We start from the raw sequence: 25,716 nt of genomic DNA, 5'->3' as shown, positions 1-25,716 counted from the left end.
AAAACTCGGTGGGGTCGCTTTTCTTGTCTAGGATAAGAGCCCGAATGAGTCATCCGCGATCGCGCTGCGCCTCATGCATCGGCCACCCGGTTCTCGTCCTCATCCGGCTTGAATTTATCGCGCATGGCGCGGATGCGATTGCGGATCTCGTAGGCCCCCAACAGGGCCAGGGCGAACACGAAGGGCACGAGATAGTAGCAGAGGCGGTAGAGAAGCAGCGCGCCCAGAACCGGCTCGCGGGGATAGTTCGACAGCGCCAGAAGAATAGTGGCCTCGAAAACGCCGAGCCCTCCGGGCGCATGGCTTGCGACGCCAAGCATGACCGCGAAAATGTAAATGGCGACGAAGGTCTCGAAGCTGATATTGTGGCCACCGGGAAGAAGAACGAAGAGCACCGCCGCGCCCGCACAGACGTCCACGGCGCCGATCAGCATCTGCGCGACCGTCAGGCGGAAACCCGGCAGATCGAGGCGCCAACCCTGAATTTTCACCGCGCGCCGCTTGATCGAGACCCAGACCAGATAGGCGGCGACCAGGACGGCTGCCATCAGCCCGACGAACCGGTTGATCCAGACATTGGTATAGATGAGGCCTGACACCTCCTCCGCCTGGTAGATCATGCTCCAAGCCAGAACGAGCGCCATGCCGAGCCAGAAGGTGACGCCGGCAATCACCGTCAGGCTCGCCACCCGTCCCGCGCTGATGCCTCGCGATGAGTAGATCCAGTAGCGGACCGTGCCGGCCGTCAGCAGGGGAAAGCCCAAAGTGAAGCTGACCGCATAGCTGGTGAACGAGGCCAAGGCTGTGGTGCGATAAGGAATGTGCAGCTTGAGTTGCCGCAGGGCGATCGCATCGTAACAGGTCAGCAGGCTGTAACTGACGATGGTGAAGAGAATGGCGAGGCCGATCTGGCGCAGGCTTGCCGCCGTGAAGGCCGATTTGAGCTCGTTGACATCGATGCCGGAGACGATGTGCCAGAGAACGACCAGCGAGGCTCCGAACAGCAGGAGGCTTCCTGCCATCCCGATCCAGGCGAAACGGCGGGACCGTCGCTCCTTAGGATGAAGGGACTCGGCGGATGCGATGTCCGGGGAGGTCGGCAGAGGTCTCATTTCGTTCATGAAAAGGGCAATCAGCCTCAGCGTGGAACATATCTTGGTCGTCGAGGGCAGCCCTGCATCTAGGGGCTGGAGAGCAGAACCGCCAGAGGCGGAGGATGCTTATCGTCTCACGGGGGCGGAGACCACCGTTTGTGCCCGATAAGTCACAGATTAAGGTTGATTCGGGTTGTCAGGCTCAAAAAAGGCCTACAACTATGGCTATCATAGGAGGCTTGGCCGAAAGGCCCGGAGTGCTAGGGGGTGCGAGTGGATTTAATGGAGAATGACGACCGTCTCGCGCTTCTGGCGGAGCGTTTACCCCAGCTCGTCTGGTTTACGCGACCCGACGGATATCACGAATATTTCAATCAAAGGTGGTATAACCTGACGGGCATGACCTCGGATCAGTGCCGGGGCGAAGGATGGAAGACGGCTGTCCATCCGGACGATCTCGGGCTTGTCCGGAGCCGATGGCGTCAGGCTCTCGAAGCCGAAGAGCTTTACGAGGCGGAATATCGCCTCCGGCGGGCGGACGGGACCTATTGCTGGATGCTCAGCAGAGCTCTTGCTGATCGGGATACCCAGGGAAACATCATCCGCTGGTTCGGCACCAGCACCAATATCGACGCCCAGAAGCATGCGGAGGCCGCCCTTAGCCATCTCGAGGAGCAGCATCGTCTGGCGCTCGAGGCGGCGAATCTCGGCACGTGGAGCCTCGATATCGAGAGCCATGTCGCGACCTTCGATGCAACCACTCGAACATTGATGAGCATTCCGTCCACGCGGCCTGAAAGCATGTCGCTGGACGAGGTTATGGAATTCGTTCACCCGAGCGACCGGGAGGTAATGCGCAAGCATATAGCGACCGCGACCGGTCCGCAGTCGGATGGCCATTACGAGATCGAGTATCGCGTCATCCGGGCCGACGGGGGCATCCGGTGGATTCGTTCGAGCGGAAAAGTCTTTTTCCCCCGGGGAGACAACATCCGTCACACCGCCCTGCTCTCAAGCGTCGTCAGAGACAGCACCGAGCAGCACGCCTTCGAGGAGACGCAGCAGCTTTTGACGAGGGAATTGCATCACAGGGTCAAGAACCTGTTCGCCATCGCGAATGGCATGGTCTCGATGACAGCCCGCGCAGCCAAGGATCCCAAGGAAATGGCTCTTGCCCTGCGAGGCAGATTGGGGGCGCTGTCCCGGGCTCACGAACTGGTGCAACCTCCCTCGGCACCCGGTCAAAGAGGAGAGGCGGAGGTTGCCCTCGGCCAGCTGATCGACGCCGTTCTTGCGCCCTATAAGGAGACAGAGGGCAAGAGGGTCACTGTGGAAGGCCCCGACATCCGGGTTGGCTCGTCCACGACGACAAGTCTTGCGCTCGTGTTGCACGAATTGGCGACCAACGCGGCCAAGTATGGCTGTTTGTCGAATGCGGAAGGTCATCTTACCATTCGGTGGGCACTGCAAGACGGCAATGTCAAACTGGACTGGATCGAAACCTCCGGCCCGTCGATCGAGGCCCCCCCTCACTTCGAGGGTTTCGGCAGCCAATTGACGCAGAGAAGCATCGCCGGGCAGCTCGGTGGTACCCTTGAGCGCGAGTGGCGGCGTGAGGGTCTCTGCGTGCATATGCACTTGCCCCTCGCGCGGCTGGCCGGCTAGAGCATCGTTCGAAGAAGTGGAACCCGGTTCTTCGCAAAAGCGATGCGTCAACAAAGAGCACATTCCGACCCGATTGAATCGGAATGTGCTCCGGAAACTCTCGCCTGCCGCTTCGGCTCGCGCATAATCCGTTCCCGTTTCTGCGGAAAATGCTCTAACAAGCGGCATGCATCGTCGGGCTCATCTTTCATGAACATCCATCGCCGCGTCCTGGTTCTGGGCGGAGCCCGCTCGGGTAAGAGCCGGACCGCGCAGAACCTTGCCGAAACGGCATCGGCAACGCGCGTCTTCGTCGCTACGGCCCAGGCTTTCGACGATGAGATGCGCGAGCGCATCGCCCATCATCGGGCCGGGCGCGACGGCCGCTGGCAAACCTGTGAGGCCCCCGTCGAACTGGCCGAAGCGATCCGGCGGGAGGCGGGGCCCGACAGGGTCGTGCTCGTCGATTGCCTGACCCTCTGGCTGTCCAATATCCTGCTGGCGGAGCGGGACCCGGGGCAGGATACGGAGGCGTTGGCCCTGGCCGTACGGGAAGTGACGGGCCCGGTCATCCTCGTCAGCAATGAGGTCGGCCATGGCATCGTGCCGGCAACACCGCTCGGCCGCGTTTTCCGCGATGCGCAAGGGAGGCTCAACCAACGCATGGCCGAGATCTGCGAAGCCGTGATCTTCGTCGCCGCAGGCTGCCCTCTCCTTCTCAAGCCGGCTCCGGTCCTCGATCTGACGCTCGCATGATGCCGCGCACGCCAGCCATCATGATCCAGGGCACCGGCTCCAATGTCGGCAAATCCCTGCTCGTCGCCGGCCTGTGTCGGCTCTTCGCGCGCCGCGGGCTTCGTGTGAACCCGTTCAAGCCGCAGAACATGTCGAATAATGCGGCGGCCGTGGAGGGCGGCGAAATCGGGCGCGCCCAGGCGCTCCAGGCCCGCGCAGCTAGGGTACCGGCCAATGTGCATATGAACCCCGTGCTGCTGAAGCCGGAGACGGACCGGCGGTCGCAGATCATCGTCCAGGGCAGGCGTTTCGGCCATCTCGAAGCATCGGCCTTTCGCGAGCGCCGGACGCTACTGCCGATCGTGCTCGACAGCTTTCATGCCTTGGGCGCCAACGCCGATCTCATCGTCGTCGAGGGGGCCGGCAGTCCGGCGGAAACCAATCTGCGGGAAGGCGATATCGCGAATATGGGCTTTGCGAGCGCGGCGCGGGTGCCCGTCATTCTCGCGGGCGACATCGACCGCGGCGGAGTCATTGCAAGCCTTGTAGGCACTCATGCGGTTCTGGAGCCTGGTGATCGCAGTCTCGTCCGGGCCTTTCTCATCAACAAGTTTCGCGGCGACGTGCGCCTCTTCGACGAAGGCGTTGCGACCATCGCGCGGATGACGCAGTGGCCGTCGCTCGGCACCGTGCCCTGGTTTGCCGGTGCGCATAAGCTGCCGGCGGAGGACGCCCTCGATATCGTCTCGGAAGCGAAGACCGATGCGGCTCTCAAGATCGCCGTGCCCATTCTGCCGCGCATCGCGAATTTCGACGATCTCGACCCGCTGAAGCTCGAACAATCCATCGCACTGACGATGGTGCCACCCGGGATGCCTCTTCCACGGGACGTGGACCTCGTCATCATCCCCGGCTCCAAGGCGACCGTCGCGGATCTCGGATTCCTGCGCGCGCAAGGCTGGGATATCGATCTTGCAGCCCATATCCGTCGCGGCGGGCGGGTGCTTGGCCTGTGCGGGGGCTACCAGATGCTGGGACGCCTCATCGCCGATCCAGAAGGGGCCGAAGGGCAGCCGGGCACCGTCGAGGGCTTAGGTTTTCTCGACGTCGAGACCATTCTGACCGCCGACAAGACCGTGCGGCCCGTGACGGCGCAGCATGAGATGAGCGGGCTCGATTTCACGGCTTATGAAATCCATCTTGGACGAACGACGGGCCCGGATACCGCCTGTGCGCCCTTTTCACTGGACGGAGAAAAAGAAGGGGCAGTCTCCAAGGATGGGCGCGTCATGGGCACCTATCTGCATGGCCTCTTTTCGACGGACGACTTCAGGCACGCCTTTCTGCGGATGCTTCATCCGGACCTTGTCGTCGGCAGCCTGCATTACGAGGCTGAGATCGAGAATACCCTCGATGCCCTGGCCGATCATCTCGACGCCCATCTCGACGCCGACCGCATCCTTGCCATCGCGCGGGCTGGGCTCTGATCAGCGCACCTTTTCGCGCACCTGCGCGCCCAGGGCATCGATGAAGGCGGGCGTAGAAGGTCCGCCGCAGATGGCGAGCTTGCCCGGGATCACCAGACGCCGGTCCCAGGGCACGGCCTGTGCAAGAGCCGGATGGCTCAGAAGCGCGGAACCGTTGTCGACCAACTTTCCAGCATCGTCATCCATCAGCAGGTAATCCGGTGGCGACGCGATGATGCTCTCGAGCCGCGCCATGCCGCCCTGGCTGAGGCCCAGTGCATCCTGATGCAATACGAAGCCCATATGGCGCAGAAGCTCGCTGATAAGGGAATCCGAGGCCGGTACCCATCCGCGCCGGTAATAGGTCAGGATGCTGCGCTTCGCCGGTACGATGTCCTTCGTGCGTTCGAGCGCCGCGTCAATATCGGCAATAAGGGCTTCCCCCCGCTCCGGATGGTCGAGGCGGCGCGCCACCGTTCTGATCTGCTCGCGCCCATCCTCGAGGCTGAGCCACGGCGCCAGCGGAAACACATCCAGACCTTGCCGCTGCAGCAAAGCCGTCCGGTTCTGTTGGCCGAAGGAGCCCGCCAGAACGAGGTCGGCACCGCTGAACAGAATGGCCTCCCCCTTCCCTTCGTTCACGGGAATACCCGCCGCCTTGTCCACCAAAAAGGAAATCGAGGGATCCCGCCCCAGAGGGCTCAAGGACGCGATCTGGCTCCTGTCCGCCAGGGCCAGAAGCAGCTGGTCGGCGCAGAGATTCAGGGACACGACCCGATGTGGCGCTTGCGCTACGGCGGTTTCCCCGCTGACGGCCAGGGCAAGGCCTGCCAGCAAAATCCATTTGGGAAATCGCCCGAGACAGAGTTGCGGCATCGAAGGTGAACCACTAAGAGAGGATCAGACGTTGGTCCTCGAGCAATCGAGGTGAAACGGGAACACGGTGCGGAATTTTCCTAATCCGTGGCTGCCCCCGCAACTGTAAGCGGCGAGCGGCGGTCCTTCATGCCACTGAATCTTCGGGCGCGAAAGCTCGAGATGATTTGGGAAGGCGGACCGTACGCGACGACCCGCGAGCCAGGAGACCGGCCTGCGTCTGAACGCTTAACCCAGATGCTCGCCGGTGGGGCGGGTAGGAGGTCTTCATGTTTACGCCTTCGCGTCGCCTTCTGGCGGCGTCCGTCTCCCTTTGGGCTCTCTCGCTCGGCGCGGCCCAAGCTCAATCCATCACCGAACCAACGCTCGTTCCCGACATCGTCATTACGGCGACACGCACGCCGCTCGCGATTACACGGGCCGGCAGTGCCATCTCCGTGATCAAGGGCGAGGAAATCGCCACGGTATCCCCCAAGAATGTCGCCGAAGTCCTGCGCCGCGTGCCGGGCCTCACCGTTTCGGAGACCGGCGGTCCGGGCGGAACCACGTCGGTGCGCATCCGTGGCGCCGAAGCCCGCCAGACACTCGTTCTCATCGACGGCATCCGCGTCAACGACCCGGCGGCAGGCGCGGGCGAATTCGACTTCGCCAATCTGGCTGCGGTCGATATCGAGCGCATCGAGGTTCTGCGCGGCCCGCAATCGGCCCTTTACGGATCCGATGCCATGGGCGGCGTCATCAACATCATCACCCGCAAGGGCACCACACCGCGCGGCTTTGCCAGCGTGGAAGGCGGCTCCTATGGCACCAAGGCGGGACGCGCCGCGGTTTCAGGCAGCTCAGGTCCGGTGAACTATGCCTTCTCCGCCACCGGTTTCGAGACGGCCGGCTTCTCGCGCTACGGCTACCGCATCGGGCGGATCGAGCGCATGCAACCGTGGCCCCTGGAAGCGGATTCCGCCGAACGCCTGGGCGCAACGGGCCGCGTCGGGATAGCCCTGTCACCGGACACGGAGCTCGAGATCGGCGGCTACACGAGCTACACCGGCGCGCAATACGATGCCGCCTTCGGCGCGGCTCCCGATACGCCCTCGCAATCGCAGCAGCGCCTGTTCGAAGGCCATACGCGCCTGAGCACCAACGCTTTCGACGGCCTGTTGCGCAATTCGTTCATCATCTCCGGCAGCCGGACGAACCGCCACTATCGCGATGTGAGCTATTTCGGTTTTCCGCTCAGCACCTTCTGGTCCAATTCTGGCTATCAGGGCGACCGGGTCTCGGCTGAGTATCAAGGCGATCTGAAGCTCGGTACATTCGGCCTGCTCACCTTCGGAGCGAAACTGGAGCGGGAGCGGTTCCTTTCGAATACGCGCGATGTCCTGCCCTTCCCTAGCGCGCAGCGGGAGACGAACGACGCATCGCGCGATACCCGCTCGATCTATGCGCTGTATCAGTTCAGCCCCCTCGAAAATCTGTATCTCTCGTTCGGCGGCCGCCTTGACGATGTCCAGGATAGCGACAGCTTCGGCACATGGCGCGCGACGGCGGCCTATGAAATTCCGAACTCCGGCACTACGTTGCGGGCAAGTCTCGGTACGGGCGGAAAGGCACCGAGCCTGTTCCAGCAATTCGACCCGATTTACGGCACGCCCAACCTTAGCCCCGAACGTTCCATAGGCGCCGATATCGGCATCGATCAGCGCCTGCTCGACGATCGCCTGACCCTGTCGGCCACGGTCTTCGCAAACCGCTTCCGCGATCTCATCGATTTCAGCTTCGATCCGGCGTCATGCCCGCCCACGAATCCGTTCGGCTGCTATCTCAACGTGGCGCGGGCGCGCACATCGGGCGTCGAATTGTCGGCGGATGTGGACGTGATTCCGTCATGGCTGCGCGTCAAGGCTGTCTATACGCATCTCGATGCGTTCGACCAGGAAACCCACCTGCGCCTCGCACGCCGCCCACAGGATGAAGGACGCATCGGTCTCATCGTGACGCCGATCACAGGATTGTCCATCGAGCCCTCCGTGGTTTTCGTCGGCACGCGCTTCTCGTCGCCGGGCGAACAGAACAAGCTCGCGCCTTACGCGCGACTGGACGTCTATGCCGATTACAAGATTAGCGACACGTTCAGCATGTATGTGCGAGCCGAGAACCTGACCGATGCGCGCTATCAGGATATCTACAATTACGGCACCGCCGGCCGCTCCTTCTATGCCGGCCTGCGCGCGACCTGGTAGCGGGCCTAAATCGCGATCAGCATCAGGAGGACCATGAGGCCCGCCTGCATGATGCAAGCGATCCGATAAACATTGAGCGCACGGCGGATGTCGCAGGTTCCAGCCACCGCCGTGCCCTGCCCCATCCAATGATCCTCGACGGCGACCCCACCGTAGACGCGCGGCCCGGCCAGCCGCAGCCCCAGCGCGCCCGCCATCGCGGCCTCGGGCCATCCCGCATTGGGCGAGCGATGATGACGTGCATCGCGCCAGACGGCCTTTGCCGCTTCCAGGGCCCGGCATCCCGGCACGAGCGCCGCCGCCATGACGATCAGGCCGGCAGACAGACGCGATGCCGGGAGATTGATCCAATCGTCCAATCTTGCCGCCGCCCAGCCATACGCCTCGTGACGCGGTGTGCGATGTCCGGTCATGCTGTCGGCCGTATTGATGGCCTTGTAGACCGCGCCGCCCGTCAGGCCGGCAAGAGCCATGTAGAATGTCGGGGCGACCACCCCATCGGAAAAGTTTTCGGCCAGACTCTCGATCGCCGCTCGCGCAACAGCCGCCTCATCGAGGGATTGCGGATCGCGTCCGACGATGTGCGACACGGCAAGCCGCCCCTCAGCGAGGCCAAGATCGAGCCCATCGGCCACGCGAGCCACATGATCATGAAGGCTGCGCTGGGCGATCAGGCTGCTCGCCAGGACGCCCAGGGGAATGAAAGCCCCGCTCCCGAGCATGGAATGCAGAAGCGTCTCGGTGTGAATGGAGACGAATATGACCGTGGCGATCAGGCAGGCCAGGGCACCGATGCCGCGCATGCGGCGGATCCTTGGCGAAAGATCGAGATCGTTGAGACGCTTTTCCAAAACGTCGATCAACGCTCCGATCCACGTAACCGGATGGCCGATACGGACAAAAAGTCCGGCGGGATAGCCGGCGACGGCCTCGACGGCGAGTGCGGTCAAGGCGACCGGCAGTGCAGCGGATATCAGAAACATCGGGCTCGGAGAAACCAGCCATGGATCACGGCGGCAACCTTCATGACGCAAAAGCGCTCTTTCCGGAAGCGCCGGAGCCTTGGCTCGATCTCTCCACTGGCATCAATCCCACGCCATATCCCTTCGCCCTGCCGGGACCGGACGCGTTCAGGCGCCTGCCCTCGCCCCAACAGGTGCAAGAGGTGGAATGCATCGCGGCGCGGGCCTATGGGGTGGACGACGCGTCCCGTGTGGTCGCGGCTCCCGGTTCCCAGGCCCTGATCGGGCTGCTGCCGCGTCTTCGCCCGCTCGGCAAGGTTGCCGTTGTAGGGCCGACCTATAGCGAGCACGCGCGAAGCTGGACCCGACAAGGACACGATGTGATTCCGGTTCCAGATATCGCAGGCGCCCTTGCGACGCAGCCGGACGTGATCGTTCTCGTCAATCCGAATAATCCGGACGGACGCATTGTCGCAGCGCCGCCGCTGATCGCAGCCGCAGCAGAGCTTCGTTCAAGGGACGGATGGCTCGTAATCGACGAAGCCTTTGCCGACTTGGAGGATGGTGTTTCGGTCGCGGACAGGGACATTCCGGGCATCATTGTCCTGCGCTCTCTTGGCAAGGCCTATGGCCTTGCCGGGATTCGGCTCGGCTTCGCCGTGACATGGCCCGAACTAGGTCTGCGCCTGAGGGAAGAGCTCGGCCCGTGGGCCATCTCCGGCCCCGCACTCGACATCGGGGCTGCAGCCCTGGCCGATGGAGCTTGGCTTTCCAGCCAGAAAAGCCGTCTGCGGGAATCCTCCCTCTGGCTGGACGAAATTCTCACAAAAGCGGGCTTCAGCGTCGTAGGCGGTACCAAGCTCTTTCGCCTCGCCCGTCACGAATGGGCTCATGCCTCGTTCGAGCATCTTGCACGGAAGGGGATATGGGTTCGGAAGTTCGGCTTCGATCCCACAATTCTGCGTTTTGGTATCCCAGAAGAAAAAGAATGGTCTCGTTTAGAGGCTGTGTTGATAAACCAAAGCATTATGCCCACCCTCCATGTTCAAAGGGCGACTTGGCGTCGCATATGGAACTAAATTGGAACCACTAAGGTCAAGCTGACCTATTCTTGACATAACAGGAGGCCACTTAGCCCTCGCTTCCAACCAAAAAGGACCGCACACCCGCTTTGCGGCGACGCGGCATTTCTTCGGGGGTTCCCTACATGTCTGCCGATCTGACAGCGTCTCAAGACGCTCGCCAGCCACTCTCCTTCTGTGATCAGAATGAACCTATTTACTGGCTGACCCCACGCTATGCGGGGTGGAGTAAAAACTCCGCTGCGCTTCGCTCTCTGGTCCGTTTCACCACAAGTCTCGGCCTTGGCGCGTGCCTGACGGTCGCCACCGCCTCGGCGGCAGTAGCGCCGGCGGTTGCAGCCGATAAGGAGCCCCTCTCCGCGCTCGAGCTGCAAATTGCACTGCCTGCTCCCGCTGCTGTCGACCTGTCCGAAATCGAGAACACGGGCACGATCCGGGTGACCTCTCTGGAATCTGCGCCGGTCGATTTCTCGACTGGGTACGATCCCTTGAAGTCCATCGTCCCCGTCCAGGCAGCCGATACGCGCGACGTCAGAGCGCAGATCATAACCTTCATGCCGCTGACGCCCACTCCGGACAGTCCGGCCTCGGACCTTTCCGATCCCGGGCCTTCGAGGGCGGATAATCATATGACCTTCGACACCATGCGGGTGCCGCGCTGGATCGTCGACACGATCCTCCGCGCCTCCGACGAAACCGGTGTCGACCCGGTCTACATGATGGCTCTCGCGGACAAGGAATCGAGCTTTCTGCCGAGCAACAAGGCCTCCACCTCCTCGGCAGAGGGCCTTTTCCAGTTCATTACGGGAACATGGCTTGAGGTCGTCCGCTCCTTCGGAGCGAAGCACGGCCTCGATGCGGAAGCGAATGCTATCCAGATGGCAGATGGCCAGCTGACCGTGCCGGAAGGCCCTATGCGCGAGCATATCCTGGGCCTGCGCCGCAATCCCTATATCTCCGCGCTCATGGCAGCCGAGATGATGAAGCGCGACCGGGCCAAGATCGAGAGCAAGCTCGGCCGCAAGATCACGCGGTCGGAATTCTACCTCTCGCATTTCTTCGGTGTGGACAGCGCCAGCAAGTTCATTTCGCTGATGGACGACAAACCGAAGCAGAGCGCACCACGGGTCTTCCCGGCCGCAGCCAAGGCCAACCGGTCGCTATTCTTCGTCAAGCAGGGCCGCAAGACCCGCCAACTCTCGGTCGCCGAGGTCTATGGCAAGATCGACGAGATGATCGACAAACGCCTCAATCGCTATGAGGACGTCTCGACCGTCGCATTCTCTGCAGTCGATCTCTGAGGCGGCTTACGGTCGGCTCCTTCGACGGGAGCCGATTCTCCAGGGAGGGAATGGGCTTCGGGCCCGGCCCCTCCGACTTCGGCCCGGGGCGCCAAGGTTGCCGCCGCGGAACTTGTGGGCGAAATGTCGACGAACCCGCCCTTGACGGGCGCGCGCCGCTGCTGACTGATCCGCACGACGACGAAGACCGTGAAGGCGAGGCTAACCACGGCGGAATAAATGAATAATCCCCCAGGCCCGAGCAAGGCCATGGCCATCGCTCCCAAGAGAGGGCCGATCGTGACGCCCGTCGCCCAGGAGAATAGAAGCGTGCCGACGGTGGATATGATCTGATCGTGCTCCACGATATCGCAGGCATGCGCGACGCAGACGGAATAGATGCAAAGCGAGAACCCGCCCCAAGCCGCGAAGGCCAACAGGATGAGCATTCCCGCGCCCTGCATGCTGGCCAGCAGGATCACGAGCGAGACAAGACTCGTTCCAGCGGCAAGTCCCGCGATCACGTAACGCCGGTCGGAGCGGTCGGACAGCCAGCCAAGCGGCCATTGGAGCAGGAGGCTTCCCGCCTGAAGCGCAAACAGAAGCGCAGCAGCCTTGTCCTGGCTCAATCCGATACTGACGCCGAAGACGGGCGTGATGGCAATGACGGGACCGTTGACCAATCCGACGACGAAGGATCCGACCACGGCCGAAGGCGCTACTGAAAAGAGATTCCTGACCCTGATCCGCACGCTGCGCGGAGCGGGCGGCTCCTCGGTCGTCGTCGCAGCGATGGGCAACAGCGACAGGGACATCATGGCACTGACCGCCATGAAGAGCCCATCGGCTTGGATGTCGCCGAGAGCGATGCCCAAGGGAGACAGCATCAGGGCGATTTTCGTGCAGATCATGTAGATCGAGAGAATGCGCCCTCGATGGCTGGACGTCGCGCGGGCGCTGATCCAGCCATCCGTCGCGGTGAAGATGCAAGCGAAGGTCACGCCGCTCAAGCCGCGCAGCAGGGCCCAGGCGAGAGTCGAATGCGCCTGCGTCATGGCCAGAATGACGACGGCGGCAATGGCGGCGAGGCTCGCGAAGGCGCGGATATAGCCCACATGGCGAATGAAGGCCGGTGCCAGGAAGCACCCGGAGGAAAATCCAAGCCCGTAGGCTGCCGCCACGATGCCGATGGACGAAATGGACAGGCCTTCCGCCTGCATGCGCAGGGGCATCATGGCTTGGAGCAGACCGTTACCCACCTGCAGCAGGCTTGTTGCGGCCGTAATCGTCCAGATGAGGGAGAGGGAGGAGTTCACGATTCGAAGCAGGGGCGATACGGGCCGCAGGCGCGGGATGTCTTTTAAAAGACTCCAGCGCCTGCAAGAGATCAAGAGCCGTTATCGCATACCGCCATGTCTTTAGGGGATGGAGCGCTCAGACCTGGAATCGCAACGCCCAAAAACGCACAGGATCAGGACGCCTGCTTGAGCGCCTGAGCATTCTTCTGGAAACTGGCGAAGAGATAGAAACCGTTGAAGCGAACGCCGGCGGCAGCTGCCTTGCCGTCAAAACCGAGCGGACCGTTGCGAGGGCTGTCCACCTTCCCGGCGAATTCCCATTGGGGACCAATGACGAAACGCGGAACCGAACGCTCTTCGGGCACGGCACAGGACAATCCGTCAGGCCCCGTACTCCGGAATAGATTGTAAGCAGACATGCCGATCCTCCTCGGTCAATTCTCGGCGCGAATCGTAATACTTACGGGGAACATGGGCGAGAGTGTGTTGAGACACATAGCAGGAGTGTGGTCTTGTTGCGCCGTAGCTGAGGTGGAAGGCAGTGGCGGTGGCGGGGGTTCTTTTGTTAGGTTGCATCCTAGCCCGACCTTGACCGGGCGCAAAAGGACCCAGAGGGAGTAGTACATATGACCGCTCAAGCAACGCTGTGGCGAAGCCTTGTCGGGCTTGGCTTTCTCGCTGCAGCACCGACATTGTGGCCCGCTCTCGCCCAATCTGTCGCCCCAGCTCCCGAAGCCCCGACGGGGCGCGTCGCCAAATCCATCGGCACGGCGACGAAGGACATGGTCGCGGCGGCGAACCCTCTGGCCGCTCAGGCGGGCCGGGAAATTCTAGCCGCTGGCGGCAGCGCCGTCGACGCGGCGGTCGCCGTTCAGCTGGTTCTCAATCTCGTCGAACCGCAAAGCTCCGGCATCGGCGGCGGCGCCTTCATGGTCCTCTGGGACGGGAAGGACATGACGACCCTCGACGGCCGCGAGACGGCCCCCGCCGCGGCGAAGCCCGAGCGTTTCCTCGGCCCGGACGGCAAGCCGATGAAGTTCTACGATGCGGTGGTCGGCGGTCGCTCGGTCGGGGTTCCCGGCACCGTGCGGCTTCTTGAGACCGCGCATAAGCGCTGGGGCAAGTTGCCCTGGAAGCAGGTGATCGAACCCGCAATCCGCCTGTCGGAAGAGGGATTTACCATCTCGCCGCGCCTCAACGGCCTTCTCACCCAGGAAAAATATCTCCAGAACGATCCGGTAGCCCGCGCCTATTTCTATGATGCCGAGGGCAAGCCGAAAGCGGTGGGCACGGTTCTCAGGAACCCGGCCTTCGCCAAAACCCTGCGCAGCATCGCCGAGAAAGGCTCCGATGCCTTCTATACGGGCGAGGTCGCGGAGGACATCGTGGCGACAGTCACCGGCCATGCCACCAATCCGGGCGACGTGACCCTGGACGACCTGAAGAGCTACAAGGTCCTGGAGCGGGATGCAGTCTGCGGCTCCTATCGGGTTTACAAGATCTGCGGCATGGGCCCGCCGAGTTCCGGTCAGATCGCGGTTCAGCAGATCATGAGCGTTCTCGAAACCAGGGACATGGCCTCCCTGAAGCCCGGCCCCGAGGCCGTGCACTGGATCGCGGAGGCGGGCCGCCTCGCCTTTGCCGACCGCGGCCTTTATGTGGCCGATCCGGCCTTCGTGAGCGTGCCCGTCAAAGGGCTGACCGATCCCGGCTATCTGAAGAGCCGCGCCGCCCTCGTCAATCCCGACAAGTCCATGGGCAAGGCGAAGCCCGGCGATCCGCCGTTCCAGAAAACCTTCCTCTGGGGCGCATCGGACGGCATCGAGTTCGGCACGAGCCACATGTCGATCGTCGACCGCAACGGCAACGCTGTCTCGATGACGACGACGATCGAGGATGGCTTCGGCGCGAGGCTCATGACCAAGAGCGGCTTCCTGCTCAACAACGAGCTGACCGACTTCTCCTTCGCGACGGTGGAGGACGGCAAGCCAGTGGCGAACCGGGTCGAGGCTGGCAAGCGCCCCCGCAGCTCTATGGCGCCGACCATCGTGCTCGACAGCAACAACAAGCTCTATGCGGTGGTGGGCTCGCCGGGTGGCAGCCTGATCATCAACTATGTCGCCAAAACCCTGGTCGGCCTTCTGGACTGGAAGCTCGATCCCCAGGTCGCGGCCGACCTTCCTAATGTCGGCAGCCGCAACGGCCCGACGGAGCTGGAGGCCGGAACGGAGGCCGAGGGCTGGAAGGCGGCGCTCGAGGCCAAGGGCCACGAGGTCAAGCTGATCGACCAGAATTCCGGCATCCACGCCATCGTCGTGACGCCTGCCGGCCTCGTCGGCGGTGCCGACAGCCGGCGCGAGGGCGTCGCCATCGGCAACAACTAGAGACGACATCGAATCACGGCCCTCGCCGCTTGACGGCGGGGGCTCCAACCTCCCTTACCTGTCATTCAATTCAAAAGATTGCGGGTTATTGAAAGGGCATTATGAAGCGGTTTCTTGTGACAGGCGGCGCAGGCTTCATCGGTTCTGCGGTCGTGCGTATGCTCGTTCGCGATACGCCCCACGAAGTGCTGGTCGTCGACAAGCTGACTTATGCGGGCAATCTGGACTCCCTGAAGCCGGTCGCCAACAATCCTCGCTACAAGTTCGAGCGCGCCGATATCGCCGATCTCGACCGGATGCGCACCATTATCGGCGCCTACCGGCCCGACGTGATCATGCATCTGGCGGCCGAGAGCCATGTGGACCGCTCGATCGACGGGCCCGCCGAGTTCATTCAGACCAACATCGTCGGCACCTATGCTCTGCTTCAAGCGGCGCTCGGCTACTGGCGCTGCCTCTCCGCCGAGTGCCAATCCGCCTTCCGCGTCCATCACATCTCGACCGACGAGGTTTTCGGCTCGCTGGGAGAGGATGGTTTCTTCCATGAGGAATACCCTTATCAGCCGACGTCTCCCTATTCGGCCTCTAAGGCCGCGTCGGATCATCTCGTCCGCGCCTGGCACCATACCTATGGGCTGCCGACCATCGTCACGAACTGCTCGAACAATTACGGCCCCTACCATTTCCCCGAGAAGCTCATTCCGCTGATCATTCTCAACGCGCTTGAGGGCAAGCCTCTTCCCGTCTACGGCCGGGGCGAGAACGTGCGCGACTGGCTATTCGTGGACGATCACGCCCGCGCGCTGATCCTTGCCGCGGAGCGGGGCAGCCCTGGCGAGACTTATGCCATCGGCGGGCATAACGAGCGCAGGAACATCGATGTCGTTCGCGAGATTTGCGCCCTGATCGATGAACTGGCGCCGAGCAAGGATATCGGCCCGCGCGAAAAGCTCATCACCTATGTGACGGACCGGCCCGGGCACGACCTGCGCTATGCCATCGATGCCTCGAAGATCGAGCGGGACCTCGGCTGGCGTCCCGCCGAGACGTTCGAATCCGGCCTGCGCAAGACGGTGGAGTGGTACCTTGCCAACCGGGATTGGTGGGAACGGGTCCGCTCCGGCGTTTACCGCGGCGAGCGGCTGGGCATTGTCGCCTGAGCCCCACTTGTGGCACTGGAACGTAACCTTGAAGCCGTTCACCGCTAAGGAGCAAGCCTGCCGTGGTCGAAATTGAGCCCACAGCCCTGCCTGATGTGAAGATCGTCCGGACCAGGGCTTTCGTCGATTCGCGCGGCTACTTCATGGAAACCTATAACCGTCAGGCTTTTGCCGCGGCCGGGATCCACGATGAATTCGTCCAGGACAATTTCTCCCTGTCGGTCGAGGCCGGCACCGTGCGCGGCCTTCACTTCCAGACCGCGCCCTTCGCCCAGGCCAAGCTCATGCGGGTCGGCCGTGGCCGCATCCTCGATGTGGCCGTGGATCTCAGGCGTTCGTCCCCGACCTTTGGCCGGCACGTGGCTGTCGAATTGTCCGCCAAGAACCGGCTTCAGCTTCTGATTCCCGCCGGCTTCGCCCACGGCTTCTGTACCTTCGAACCGAACACCGAGGTGCATTACAAGGTCACCGCGCATTATTCCGCAGCTCATGATTGCGGTCTTGCCTGGAACGATCCTGCGCTCGGAATCGCGTGGCCGGTCGAGGCCGGGCGCGCCATCCTCTCCGACAAGGACACCCGTCATCCGCTGCTCGCCGCGCTCCCAACCTCGTTCCCATAAGGCTTTCGATCCCGTGCGCATTCTCGTCATCGGCAAAGAAGGTCAAGTGGCTCGGGCGCTTGCCGAGCGCGCTCCGGAGCATGGCGCGACATCCGTCCTGATCGGTCGTCCCATGCTCGACTTGGCCGATCCGTCAGGCATCGAGGATATCCTCGTCGAGACCGGCGGCGACGTGATCGTCAATGCCGGAGCCTACACCGCCGTCGACCAGGCGGAGAGCGAGTCCGAGTTGGCGGAGGCGATCAACGGCATCGGAGCCGGAGCCGTTGCCGGGGCTGCGGCGGCGATGAACGTTCCCGTCGTCCAGCTCTCGACCGATTATGTCTTCGACGGTACGGCCTCCCGCCCCTATCGGGAGGAGGATCCGACCAACCCTCTCGGAGCCTATGGCGCCTCGAAGCTCTTAGGGGAGCAGGCCGTCGCCGCCGAGACGGCGAATCATGCGATCCTGCGCACGGCCTGGATCTACGGCCCCTTCGGCAAGAACTTCGTGAAAACCATGCTGCGGCTCGCACGCGAAAGGGACGAGATTGCCGTGGTTGCCGATCAGGTCGGATCGCCCACGAGCGCACTCGATATCGCCGACGGCATCATAACCGTCTGCCGCAACCTTCTTGCAGGCCCGGACGATCCCTCCTTGCGCGGGATCTTCCATATGGCGGGAACGGGCACCGCCAGCTGGGCGGAATTCGCCACCGAGATTTTCGAGCAATCCGCCCGTCTCGGAGGACCGTCAGCGCGCATCCGTCCCATCAGCACGGCCGGATATCCCACGCCTGCGAAGCGGCCAGCCAATTCGCGGCTCGATTGCGCCAAGCTTTCGGCCGTCCATGGAGTCATTCTTCCCCATTGGCGCTCGTCCCTGGGGACTTGCGTCCGACGCCTCCTCGATGAGGCTCATAATCAGGAAAACCGTCGATGAAAGGCATCATTCTGGCCGGAGGCTCAGGCACGCGCCTGCATCCGATGACCTATGTCACGTCGAAGCAGCTTCTGCCGATCTACGACAAGCCGATGATCTATTACCCACTCACCACGCTGATGCTGGCGGGCGTGCAGGATATCCTGATCATTTCAACGCCTGAAGACCTGCCGAAATTCAAGCAGCTGCTCGGCACTGGCGAGCGCTGGGGCATCCGCCTCTCCTATGCCGCGCAGCCCAGGCCTGAAGGGCTGGCGCAGGCCTATATCATCGGCGCGGAATTCGTGGCCGGAGGCCCTTCCGTTCTGATCCTTGGCGACAACGTCTATTTCGGTCACGGCCTTCCGGAACTTTTGAAGGCGGCACGGAACCAGGCATCGGGAGCAAGCGTCTTCGCCTATCACGTCACCGATCCGGAGCGTTACGGCGTCGTGGAATTCGACGAGGACGGCAAGGCGATTTCCATCGAGGAAAAGCCGCTCAAGCCGAAATCCGGCTGGGCGGTCACAGGTCTCTATTTCTATGACGAGCAGGTCGTCGAGATCGCGGCAGGCCTCAAGCCCTCCGCCCGGGGCGAGTTGGAGATCACGGACGTCAACCGCGCCTATCTGGAGCGAGGACAGCTTCACGTTCAGCGCATGGGGCGTGGCTTCGCCTGGCTCGATACGGGTACGCCGGACGCCCTTGTCGACGCGACGGAATTCGTCCGCGCGCTGGAGAGGCGGCAGGGCTTCCGTATCGCCTGCCCCGAGGAAATCGCCTTCAACCTTGGATGGATCGACCAAGCGCAATTGATCCGGCTGGGACAGGAACTCTCCAAAAGCAGCTATGGACAATATCTTTTACGGGTCGCACAGGGAATTTAGAGAAAATCTCACAAAAAAGACGATTGTTCTTTTTAGAGAACGGCTCTAGCATTTTGATATGAAGATACCTGATCGTCCAGAATATCAGCTTGAAACCCGCCTCGTTCACGAAGGCCAGCACCGCACGGCCTTCGGTGAAACGTCGGAGGCGCTCTTCCTGACGCAAGGTTTCGTCTACGAAAGTGCGGAGAGTGCCGAGAACCGCTTCCTCAACGAGGAGCCGGGCTATAGCTACACCCGCTACTCCAATCCCACCATCACCATGTTCGAGGAGCGCATCGCTTCCCTGGAAGGGGCGGAGGCGGCCCAGGCGACGGCGACGGGCATGGCGGCGGTCACGGTAGCCATGATGGGCCAAGTTCAGGCCGGGGATCACGTGGTTGCGGCGCGCGCCCTGTTCGGCTCCTGCCGCTGGATCGTGGAGGACCTTTTTCCTCGCTTCGGCGTCGGCTGCACCCTCGTGGATGGGCCCGACCTCGACGCCTGGCGCCGGGCTGTCCGGCCCGAGACGAAGGCTTTTCTTCTTGAGACGCCCTCAAATCCGAGTCTTGAGATCATCGACATCGCAGGCGTTGCAAAGATCGCACACGATGCCGGCGCGACGCTGACCGTCGACAACGTCTTCGGGACGCCCCTGTGGCAGAAACCGCTCGAACTCGGCGCCGATTGCGTGGTCTATTCGGCGACCAAGCATATCGATGGCCAGGGCCGATGTCTTGGCGGCGTCATTCTCGCCTCGACCGAGTTCATCGAGACGAAGGTACAGCAATTCTTGCGCATGACAGGCCCTTCCATCTCGCCCTTCAATGCCTGGGTCCTGCTGAAAGGTCTGGAGACCCTCTCCTTGCGGGTCGAGCGGCAGACTGAGACGGCGGGCTTCCTCGCCGATTCTCTCCACGATCATCCCAAGGTCCGGCGCCTGACTTATCCAGGCCGGCCCGACCATCCCCAGGCAGATCTGATCAAACGCCAGATGCGCGGCGGCTCCACGATGATCGCCCTCGACGTCAAAAACGGCAAAGCCGGCGCCTTCCGGTTCATGAATGCACTCAAACTCATCCGCATCTCGAACAATCTCGGCGACGCCAAGAGCCTTGTCACCCACCCGGCCACTACCACGCATCAGCGCTTTACGCCGGAACAGCGCGGCGAGATGGGAATCACCGACGGTCTGGTGCGCTTCTCCGTCGGCCTGGAGCACCGTGACGATCTCCTCGCGGATCTCATCCAGGCCCTCGATCGCGTCTAAGGCGTGACCGGCAAATGGAGAGCCCGGCTTCTCCCGACCAAGCTCTTAACGCTTGAGGTATCGCACGAGTTGTCGCCGCCCAAGGAATCTTCGGCGGAATGCGCTCCAGAGCATCGTGCGCAAAAGTGGACCCGGTTTTGTGGCCACACGATGCTCTCACCAAAAAGAGAAAGCATCGGATGATCCTAAAAGTGGAAGCCACTTTTTGGTCCGAGGATTTAGAAGCCCGAGACTTTGGCGGATCCTGGCCCTTTCATCGTCTCGCCACAGTTGAGCCCGAGGCTCCGCCTTCTCGATCGGAGGAGACGACATGAACGCGACAGGGCCAAACTGGAGTCTCGAGGAAACCCACACTCTCGTGTCCCTCGCCAAGGAAGGTATGCCGGTTTCGGTAATCAGCCTGAAACTGAAGCGCTCACTTGCCGAGGTCCTGACCAAGTTGAACGATCTTGGTCTTGCGCCCCCCGTCGAGTCGTAGCCATCGACCCAGCATGGGCGGCAAGGACTGAAACGGAAATCACCCCAAGCGCTGCCCGGGGAGACGGCGAAGAAGCTTTTTGAAGGCTCTGCGTCGAGCGAGTTTGCGTGAGGCGATCCTGGTCACTGCAGCCGGGACGGCTCAATCCCCGCTCGTGCCATGTCCGGCAAATTTTAGATGACACACGATAGAGCAGACAATCCATTAGTAATACCCACTAGGTAGTATTCTTTTATTTGCCGTTGATTGAAAATCATGACATGCAAATACTGGTGTTCGTTTATGTCAATGAATTAAAATCAAACAACCCTAGCAGTATACGATTAGTACAATACAACCCTAGCCGTATACAATCAGTACAATTAAGACCCGCAACGAGAAAGACAATTCAATAAATTCCTGAAGCGTAAGCATGAAGGACAAAAACCCGTGCAATCCTCGTTCTTTGGGACATATCTCATAATCTTGGACCGCTTTCGCCTCGCTGCCGAGGAGTTCGCCCGCACTCAGTAGTGCGTCCTCGGAAGAGAAATCGCACGGAGGTGAAAGCCATGCTCCCACTTCGGCAAAAGGCGCGGGCATGCGTCATGGGCGATATAGACTTGGTACGGGCACTTGGATTGGCTGGCATAAGCTCTGTCGTGGCGGCTCCTCCCGGCGATCCGGCCTTCTATTCACGACATACTCGTAAAGAACTCTCCTGGGTGGATACCGAAGCAGGCGCTGAAGACCGCATTGATACCCTTATGCGCTTTGGAGCCTCCCAGCCGGAGCCGCCTGTCCTCTTCTACCAATCCGATTGGCAATTGCTCCTCGTGTCTCGCTATCGGGAGCGACTGGCGGAGATTTTCCGTTTTGTCATCGCAGACCCCGATCTGGTGGAAGATCTGGTCGATAAGGCCAGATTTCAGGAGCTTGCCCAGCGTCTGAATTTACCGGTACCGGCCGCTCGCCGAATTCGGCCTTCGGATGATAACACCAATGAAATCGATCTGCGTTTTCCAATCATCATCAAGCCAGTCCAGGACCGCAGCTCCTGGGAGTCCATCGGTGCTCAGCACAAGGCATTGCTCATCGAGACGAAAGATGCCTTCAAGGAGCTTTGGCCTCGCTTGACCGCGGTCAGCCTCGACCTCCTGATCCAAGAAGCTATTCCTGGACCGGAGAGCCGCATCGAAAGCTACCATGTCTACATAGACCAGACGGGGACGACCGTCGCCGAGTTCACCGGGCGCAAGATCCGCACTCTCCCGGTGGATTGCGGCCACAGCACTGCACTCGAAATAACCGATGCCCTCGACGTAAGAGCATTAGGTCGGGAAATCGCACAAAGGCTTAACTTACGCGGAGTGGCCAAACTCGATTTCAAACGGGGGCCGGAAGGTATGCTTCATCTTCTGGAGATCAATCCGCGCTTCAACCTGTGGCACCATCTTGGAGCTGTCGCCGGCGTGAATCTGCCTGCGCTGGTCTATGCGGACTTGGTAGGATTACCCCGGTCGACCAATCTTGTTGCCCGCGCCGGAACGCGCTGGGGAAAGCTGCTGCCGGATGCGCGTGCTGCCAGGGCATCCGGTGTCCCAATCACGAGCTGGATGTCGTGGGCACTCCGTTGCGAAGCGAAGTCCGCCATGAGTTGGGATGATCCGATGCCCTTCCTGCGGGAGGTAATGACAAGAGTCCCCCTCCTGAGACGCGTATTACGAAAGGGTTCCGCGCAGCGTAGGAAAAGTGGTTCCGATATGAGTGCCCACGGCAGATGGAAGCCTCGATGAGAGCGGCGATCATTTCCGACGTTCACGCTAATTTGGAGGCGCTGCAGTCGACCTTGCGGGATATTTCAACCAGGAACGTCGATCGAATCGTGTGCCTTGGCGACATCGTCGGATACAATGCGAACCCTGCCGAATGCATAGAGTTGCTGCAAGGGATCAATGCTCTGTGCGTGGCCGGCAATCACGACCGGGCCGTTACCGGACAGATCACGACAGAAGGATTCAACGAGACCGCCGCGAAGGCCGTCCACTGGACACGTCGGCGCCTTGGTGATGAGGCTTGTCGATATCTCGCGGAGCTGCCGGTACAGGCCAGTCTTTCAAACCGCCTTGTTGCCGTGCATGGGGCGCTCCATCCCAAGGAGGGAAATGAGACCGTGCGGCTCGATAACGATGAGCGTCGGCGACTGAGCTTTGAAGCCCTCGTCGCGCATCCGTCCGGAGCGCGTGTCTGCGCGTTCGGGCATACACATCAGCTCGGCATATTCGAGCTCCGGAATGGCTTCGTTCGAAAACTGACCGACGATCATATCTCTCTACAGGAAGATGGATGGTATCTGATCAATCCCGGAACGGTCGGACAGCCGAGAACAACCGATCTCAGGGCGACATACCTCGTTCATGATTCCACGCACAACACAGTAACGACGCACAGGGTCGATTACGACGCGACCATACCATTCGCCAAGACGCGAAGGGCACGTCTGGTGCCTATCTGGTCCTCTCTCCCTGAGCCTGCCCAAGTTTCGCTTAAGCGGCTTCCCAAACCCATTCGAAACACTCTCAAAGGAATGGCAAAAGCTCTCGGTCTTTAGAGGGCGCATAGGAATGGATGATTTAACTATACGCTGAGCATTGGAAAGAAACGTCACTCGCGGTGATCGATGAGTATTACAGTCTTCCCGGCAAAGCGGCTTTCAGAGGATCTGATTGTGCGTTGGGCGGAAATCCAACAACACAACCCGGGTCTCCATAGCCCTTTCTTTCGCCCTGAATTCACGCAGGCCGTGTCCGCTGTTCGGGAAGACGCCTTCGTGGCCGTGATCGACGGCGGCGAAGCCTTTTTTCCCTTCCAGCGTAATTTCCTGGGCTTCGGGCGGCCTATCGGTGGGCCTGTCTCCGACTATCATGGCCTCATTGCCTCGCCTGATTACAGGTGCGATGCTGCAGCCCTCGTTCGGGCCTGCCAGTTACGAAGATGGGATTTTGACCACGTCCCTGCCGAACAGGCTGTGTTTACCCCTTGGGGAGCAACGGAAGCGGGCTCCCCCGTCGTGGACATCTCGAGCAATGCTCCCATCGGCTCGAGCCAGTTGCATTCTCTCTATAATCGCAGGCTGCGCCAACTCGCACGTGAAGTTGGTCCGGTTGAGGTCGAGCTGGAAACGAAGGACCCGGAGATTCTTCGCCTTTGCCTCGATTGGAAATCGGCCCAGTATCGTCGGACCGGAAGCATCGACCTCTTCGCCAGGCCTTGGGCGCAAACATTGGCCAAGACGATTGCCGCATGGTGCGAGACGGAATTCGCCGGAACGGTCTCGGTACTTCGTGCAGGCGGCCAGCCCGTCGCGGTCCATTTCGGCATGCGGTCCAAGTCCGTATGGCATTACTGGTTTCCCGCTTACGATCCCCAGTTCAATCATTACTCGCCAGGAATGCTCCTGCTGCTGGCCATGATTTCCGGCGCCTCGAAACTTGGTATCAAGACGATCGACTTCGGGAAGGGCGATGCGACTTACAAGCTACGGCTCGCCAACCGCACCGTGCCTCTAATCGAGGGTTCGGTGGTCACACATCGCTCTCTGCTGGTTCTGTCTCAAAGTCGAGCAAACCTGCTACAATGGGTGCGAAAGTCGCCCCTTCTCCGTCTCGTTCCGGATCGGGCGAGAAAGGTCATTTGGCGGGCTCAGGAAAGAACTCGCTTCCGATAGAATGCATCGTCATCAGGTCAACGAGACAACGCGATGGAACCGGCATCCCACGCAGGCGCGTCGCCCGGCGATCTCATCATCGACAAAGACCAGATGGGACAGTCCGTCGACGGCATTCGCTCTCCACTGAGACAGATGCGATAAAACTCTATAGACCTAAGAGCCTCAAAAACGGGGAGCCTTCACGTGCATCATTATCACCAGTTCTATATCGACGGCCAATGGGTCGACCCGTCCGAGAAGCGCCATATAGACGTCATCAATCCCGCCACGGAAGAGCCGGTTGCGACGATCGCGGCGGGCAGTCCGGCCGATGTCGATCGGGCCGTGGCCGCCGCGCAGCGAGCCTTCGTATCCTATGCGCAAACCGGTCGAAACGAACGACTCAAGCTGCTGGCTGCGATTACCGATATCTACCGGCAGCGCTCCGAGGAGCTTGCCGAGGCGATCTCAGCTGAAATGGGGGCTCCCCTCGCCTTCGCCCGTGAACGGCATGTGCCCGCCGGGCTCGGCCATCTCCAGCGCGCCATCGAGGTTCTGAAGACCTATGCATTCGACGAGACGATCAACGCCACACTCATCACTCGCGAGCCCATCGGCGTGGTCGGCCTCATCACGCCCTGGAACTGGCCGCTGAATCAGATCGCCTGCAAGGTCGGCCCGGCCCTGGCCGCCGGATGCACGATGGTGTTGAAGCCGAGCGAAGTCGCGCCGCTTTCGGCCGTGATCTTCACGGAAATTCTGCACGAGGCCGGTGTGCCTGCGGGGGTCTTCAATCTGGTCAACGGAGATGGGCCGCATGTCGGCCAAGCCATTGCAAGCCATCCCGGCATCGACATGGTGTCGTTTACCGGGTCGACCCGCGCCGGCATCCTGGTCGCCAAGGCGGCAGCGGATACGGTAAAGCGCGTCCATCAGGAACTGGGTGGGAAATCCCCCAACATCCTGCTCGACGATGCGGACTTCGATGCCGCGGTGACTCATGGAGCCCGCGCCTGCTTCGCCAATAGCGGACAATCCTGCAACGCGCCGACCCGCCTCCTCGTGCCGTTCGATCGTCAGCAGGAGGCGAGCGAAATTGCCGGCCGCATTGCTGCGGAAACGATCGTAGGCGATCCCGGATCCGACGCCACGATGATCGGTCCGGTCGTCAGCCAGATCCAGTTCGATCGCATCCAGAATCTCATCGAGGCCGGCATCAAGGAGGGGGCGACCCTCGTCGCAGGAGGCCCCGGCCGCCCGGCAGGGTTGAACCGAGGCTATTACGTGCAGCCGACCGTATTTGCGAATGTGCGCAACGATATGAGCATTGCCCGTGAGGAGATCTTCGGGCCGGTGCTGTCGATCCTGCCGTACAAGGACGAGGAGGACGCGATCCGGATCGCCAACGATACCGTCTATGGCCTCTCGAGCTATGTAACGTCGGCCGATGTCGAGCGGGCGCGCCGGGTGGCTCGCCGCATCCGCGCCGGTATGGTGCATCTGAACGGATCGCGCGGCGATACGGCAGCCGCCTTTGGCGGCTACAAGCAATCCGGCAACGGTCGCGAATGGGGACGCTTCGGTTTCGAGGAGTTTCTGGAGACCAAATCCATGTTCGGATACGTCGCCCCTTGAGGCCGACGCCTCGAACTTCGGAGCTAGAGCAACGGCG

22 protein-coding genes and 1 riboswitch are annotated in these 25,716 nt (G+C 61.5%); of the genes, 17 read left to right on the top strand and 5 right to left on the bottom strand.

Translation table 11 applies throughout. The annotated features are described in order from the left end of the window. Positions 1-71 precede the first annotated feature (71 nt). Positions 72-1,022, bottom strand: a complete 951-nt coding sequence (locus AB4Y97_RS15025; protein ID WP_441999851.1) for a lysylphosphatidylglycerol synthase domain-containing protein — start codon at positions 1,020-1,022, stop codon at positions 72-74. Between the two features lie 339 nt (positions 1,023-1,361). Between AB4Y97_RS15025 and AB4Y97_RS15020 the strand changes: the two genes are divergently transcribed. The 3 genes from AB4Y97_RS15020 to AB4Y97_RS15010 all read left to right on the top strand — a co-directional run bounded on the left by AB4Y97_RS15020 (position 1,362) and on the right by AB4Y97_RS15010 (position 4,960). Beyond that, on the top strand, positions 1,362-2,759 hold the full coding sequence (locus tag AB4Y97_RS15020; protein WP_441999850.1) for a sensor histidine kinase: 1,398 nt from the start codon (positions 1,362-1,364) through the stop codon (positions 2,757-2,759). 189 nt (positions 2,760-2,948) lie between these two features. Beyond that, positions 2,949-3,494, top strand: coding sequence for a bifunctional adenosylcobinamide kinase/adenosylcobinamide-phosphate guanylyltransferase (cobU, locus tag AB4Y97_RS15015; RefSeq protein WP_441999849.1), 546 nt, complete (start codon positions 2,949-2,951; stop codon positions 3,492-3,494). Continuing rightward, entirely contained in the window at positions 3,494-4,960 is a 1,467-nt protein-coding gene (locus AB4Y97_RS15010; RefSeq protein ID WP_441999914.1) for a cobyric acid synthase, read from the top strand. The genes cobU and AB4Y97_RS15010 overlap by 1 nt, the downstream gene beginning before the upstream one ends. Here AB4Y97_RS15010 and AB4Y97_RS15005 read toward each other — a convergent pair whose 3' ends face one another. After that, positions 4,961-5,815 carry an ABC transporter substrate-binding protein gene (locus AB4Y97_RS15005; protein ID WP_441999848.1) on the bottom strand — a complete coding sequence of 285 codons (855 nt, stop codon included), beginning with the start codon at positions 5,813-5,815 and terminating at the stop codon, positions 4,961-4,963. Between the two features lie 15 nt (positions 5,816-5,830). Continuing rightward, a riboswitch (cobalamin riboswitch) is annotated at positions 5,831-6,047 on the top strand. 37 nt (positions 6,048-6,084) lie between these two features. Here AB4Y97_RS15005 and AB4Y97_RS15000 point away from each other — a divergent pair. Then, positions 6,085-8,055 (top strand): TonB-dependent receptor plug domain-containing protein, encoded by a 1,971-nt coding sequence (locus AB4Y97_RS15000; protein ID WP_441999847.1) that lies wholly within the window; start codon positions 6,085-6,087, stop codon positions 8,053-8,055. 5 nt (positions 8,056-8,060) lie between these two features. On the opposite strand, the gene cbiB is transcribed toward AB4Y97_RS15000, so the two are convergent. Then, positions 8,061-9,038, bottom strand: coding sequence for an adenosylcobinamide-phosphate synthase CbiB (gene cbiB, locus AB4Y97_RS14995; RefSeq protein ID WP_441999846.1), 978 nt, complete (start codon positions 9,036-9,038; stop codon positions 8,061-8,063). Between the two features lie 20 nt (positions 9,039-9,058). Here cbiB and cobD point away from each other — a divergent pair, with 20 nt between their 5' ends. Further along, positions 9,059-10,096 (top strand): threonine-phosphate decarboxylase CobD, encoded by a 1,038-nt coding sequence (gene cobD / locus AB4Y97_RS14990; protein WP_441999845.1) that lies wholly within the window; start codon positions 9,059-9,061, stop codon positions 10,094-10,096. Positions 10,097-10,224: 128 nt separating this feature from the next. Continuing rightward, on the top strand, positions 10,225-11,400 hold the full coding sequence (locus tag AB4Y97_RS14985) for a transglycosylase SLT domain-containing protein (RefSeq protein ID WP_441999844.1): 1,176 nt from the start codon (positions 10,225-10,227) through the stop codon (positions 11,398-11,400). Here AB4Y97_RS14985 and AB4Y97_RS14980 read toward each other — a convergent pair. Beyond that, entirely contained in the window at positions 11,355-12,695 is a 1,341-nt protein-coding gene (locus AB4Y97_RS14980) for an MFS transporter (protein WP_441999843.1), read from the bottom strand. The two genes, AB4Y97_RS14985 and AB4Y97_RS14980, sit on opposite strands and share 46 nt — an antisense overlap. A 155-nt stretch (positions 12,696-12,850) precedes the next feature. Continuing rightward, positions 12,851-13,096, bottom strand: a complete 246-nt coding sequence (locus tag AB4Y97_RS14975) for a hypothetical protein (protein WP_441999842.1) — start codon at positions 13,094-13,096, stop codon at positions 12,851-12,853. Between the two features lie 207 nt (positions 13,097-13,303). Between AB4Y97_RS14975 and ggt the strand changes: the two genes are divergently transcribed. The 11 genes from ggt to AB4Y97_RS14920 all read left to right on the top strand — a co-directional run bounded on the left by ggt (position 13,304) and on the right by AB4Y97_RS14920 (position 25,679). Then, positions 13,304-15,061 carry a gamma-glutamyltransferase gene (gene ggt / locus AB4Y97_RS14970; RefSeq protein WP_441999841.1) on the top strand — a complete coding sequence of 586 codons (1,758 nt, stop codon included), beginning with the start codon at positions 13,304-13,306 and terminating at the stop codon, positions 15,059-15,061. Between the two features lie 101 nt (positions 15,062-15,162). Then, positions 15,163-16,221 (top strand): dTDP-glucose 4,6-dehydratase, encoded by a 1,059-nt coding sequence (gene rfbB, locus AB4Y97_RS14965; protein WP_441999840.1) that lies wholly within the window; start codon positions 15,163-15,165, stop codon positions 16,219-16,221. A 62-nt stretch (positions 16,222-16,283) separates the two neighbouring features. Beyond that, entirely contained in the window at positions 16,284-16,841 is a 558-nt protein-coding gene (gene rfbC / locus AB4Y97_RS14960) for a dTDP-4-dehydrorhamnose 3,5-epimerase (RefSeq protein ID WP_441999839.1), read from the top strand. Between the two features lie 13 nt (positions 16,842-16,854). Next, on the top strand, positions 16,855-17,763 hold the full coding sequence (gene rfbD / locus AB4Y97_RS14955; protein ID WP_441999838.1) for a dTDP-4-dehydrorhamnose reductase: 909 nt from the start codon (positions 16,855-16,857) through the stop codon (positions 17,761-17,763). Continuing rightward, on the top strand, positions 17,760-18,629 hold the full coding sequence (rfbA, locus tag AB4Y97_RS14950; RefSeq protein WP_441999837.1) for a glucose-1-phosphate thymidylyltransferase RfbA: 870 nt from the start codon (positions 17,760-17,762) through the stop codon (positions 18,627-18,629). The genes rfbD and rfbA overlap by 4 nt, the downstream gene beginning before the upstream one ends. 58 nt (positions 18,630-18,687) lie before the next feature. Then, positions 18,688-19,878, top strand: coding sequence for an O-succinylhomoserine sulfhydrylase (locus AB4Y97_RS14945; RefSeq protein ID WP_441999836.1), 1,191 nt, complete (start codon positions 18,688-18,690; stop codon positions 19,876-19,878). 310 nt (positions 19,879-20,188) lie between these two features. Further along, a complete protein-coding gene (locus AB4Y97_RS14940; RefSeq protein WP_441999835.1) occupies positions 20,189-20,356 on the top strand; it encodes a hypothetical protein in 168 nt (55 codons plus the stop codon). Positions 20,357-20,943: 587 nt separating this feature from the next. Further along, on the top strand, positions 20,944-22,131 hold the full coding sequence (locus AB4Y97_RS14935; protein WP_441999834.1) for a carboxylate--amine ligase: 1,188 nt from the start codon (positions 20,944-20,946) through the stop codon (positions 22,129-22,131). Then, complete coding sequence (locus AB4Y97_RS14930; protein WP_441999833.1) at positions 22,128-22,946, top strand: metallophosphoesterase family protein; 819 nt, start codon at positions 22,128-22,130, stop codon at positions 22,944-22,946. Before AB4Y97_RS14935 ends, AB4Y97_RS14930 begins: the two co-directional genes overlap by 4 nt. 192 nt (positions 22,947-23,138) lie before the next feature. Next, positions 23,139-24,062, top strand: coding sequence for a GNAT family N-acetyltransferase (locus AB4Y97_RS14925; protein WP_441999832.1), 924 nt, complete (start codon positions 23,139-23,141; stop codon positions 24,060-24,062). A gap of 186 nt (positions 24,063-24,248) precedes the next feature. After that, complete coding sequence (locus AB4Y97_RS14920) at positions 24,249-25,679, top strand: aldehyde dehydrogenase family protein (protein ID WP_441999831.1); 1,431 nt, start codon at positions 24,249-24,251, stop codon at positions 25,677-25,679. The last annotated feature ends 37 nt before the right edge of the window (positions 25,680-25,716 follow it).

The sequence above is a fragment of the Microvirga sp. 2TAF3 genome (genome assembly GCF_052114965.1).
GTDB lineage: Bacteria > Pseudomonadota > Alphaproteobacteria > Rhizobiales > Beijerinckiaceae > Microvirga.
This window is presented reverse-complemented; position numbering and strand designations above follow the sequence as displayed.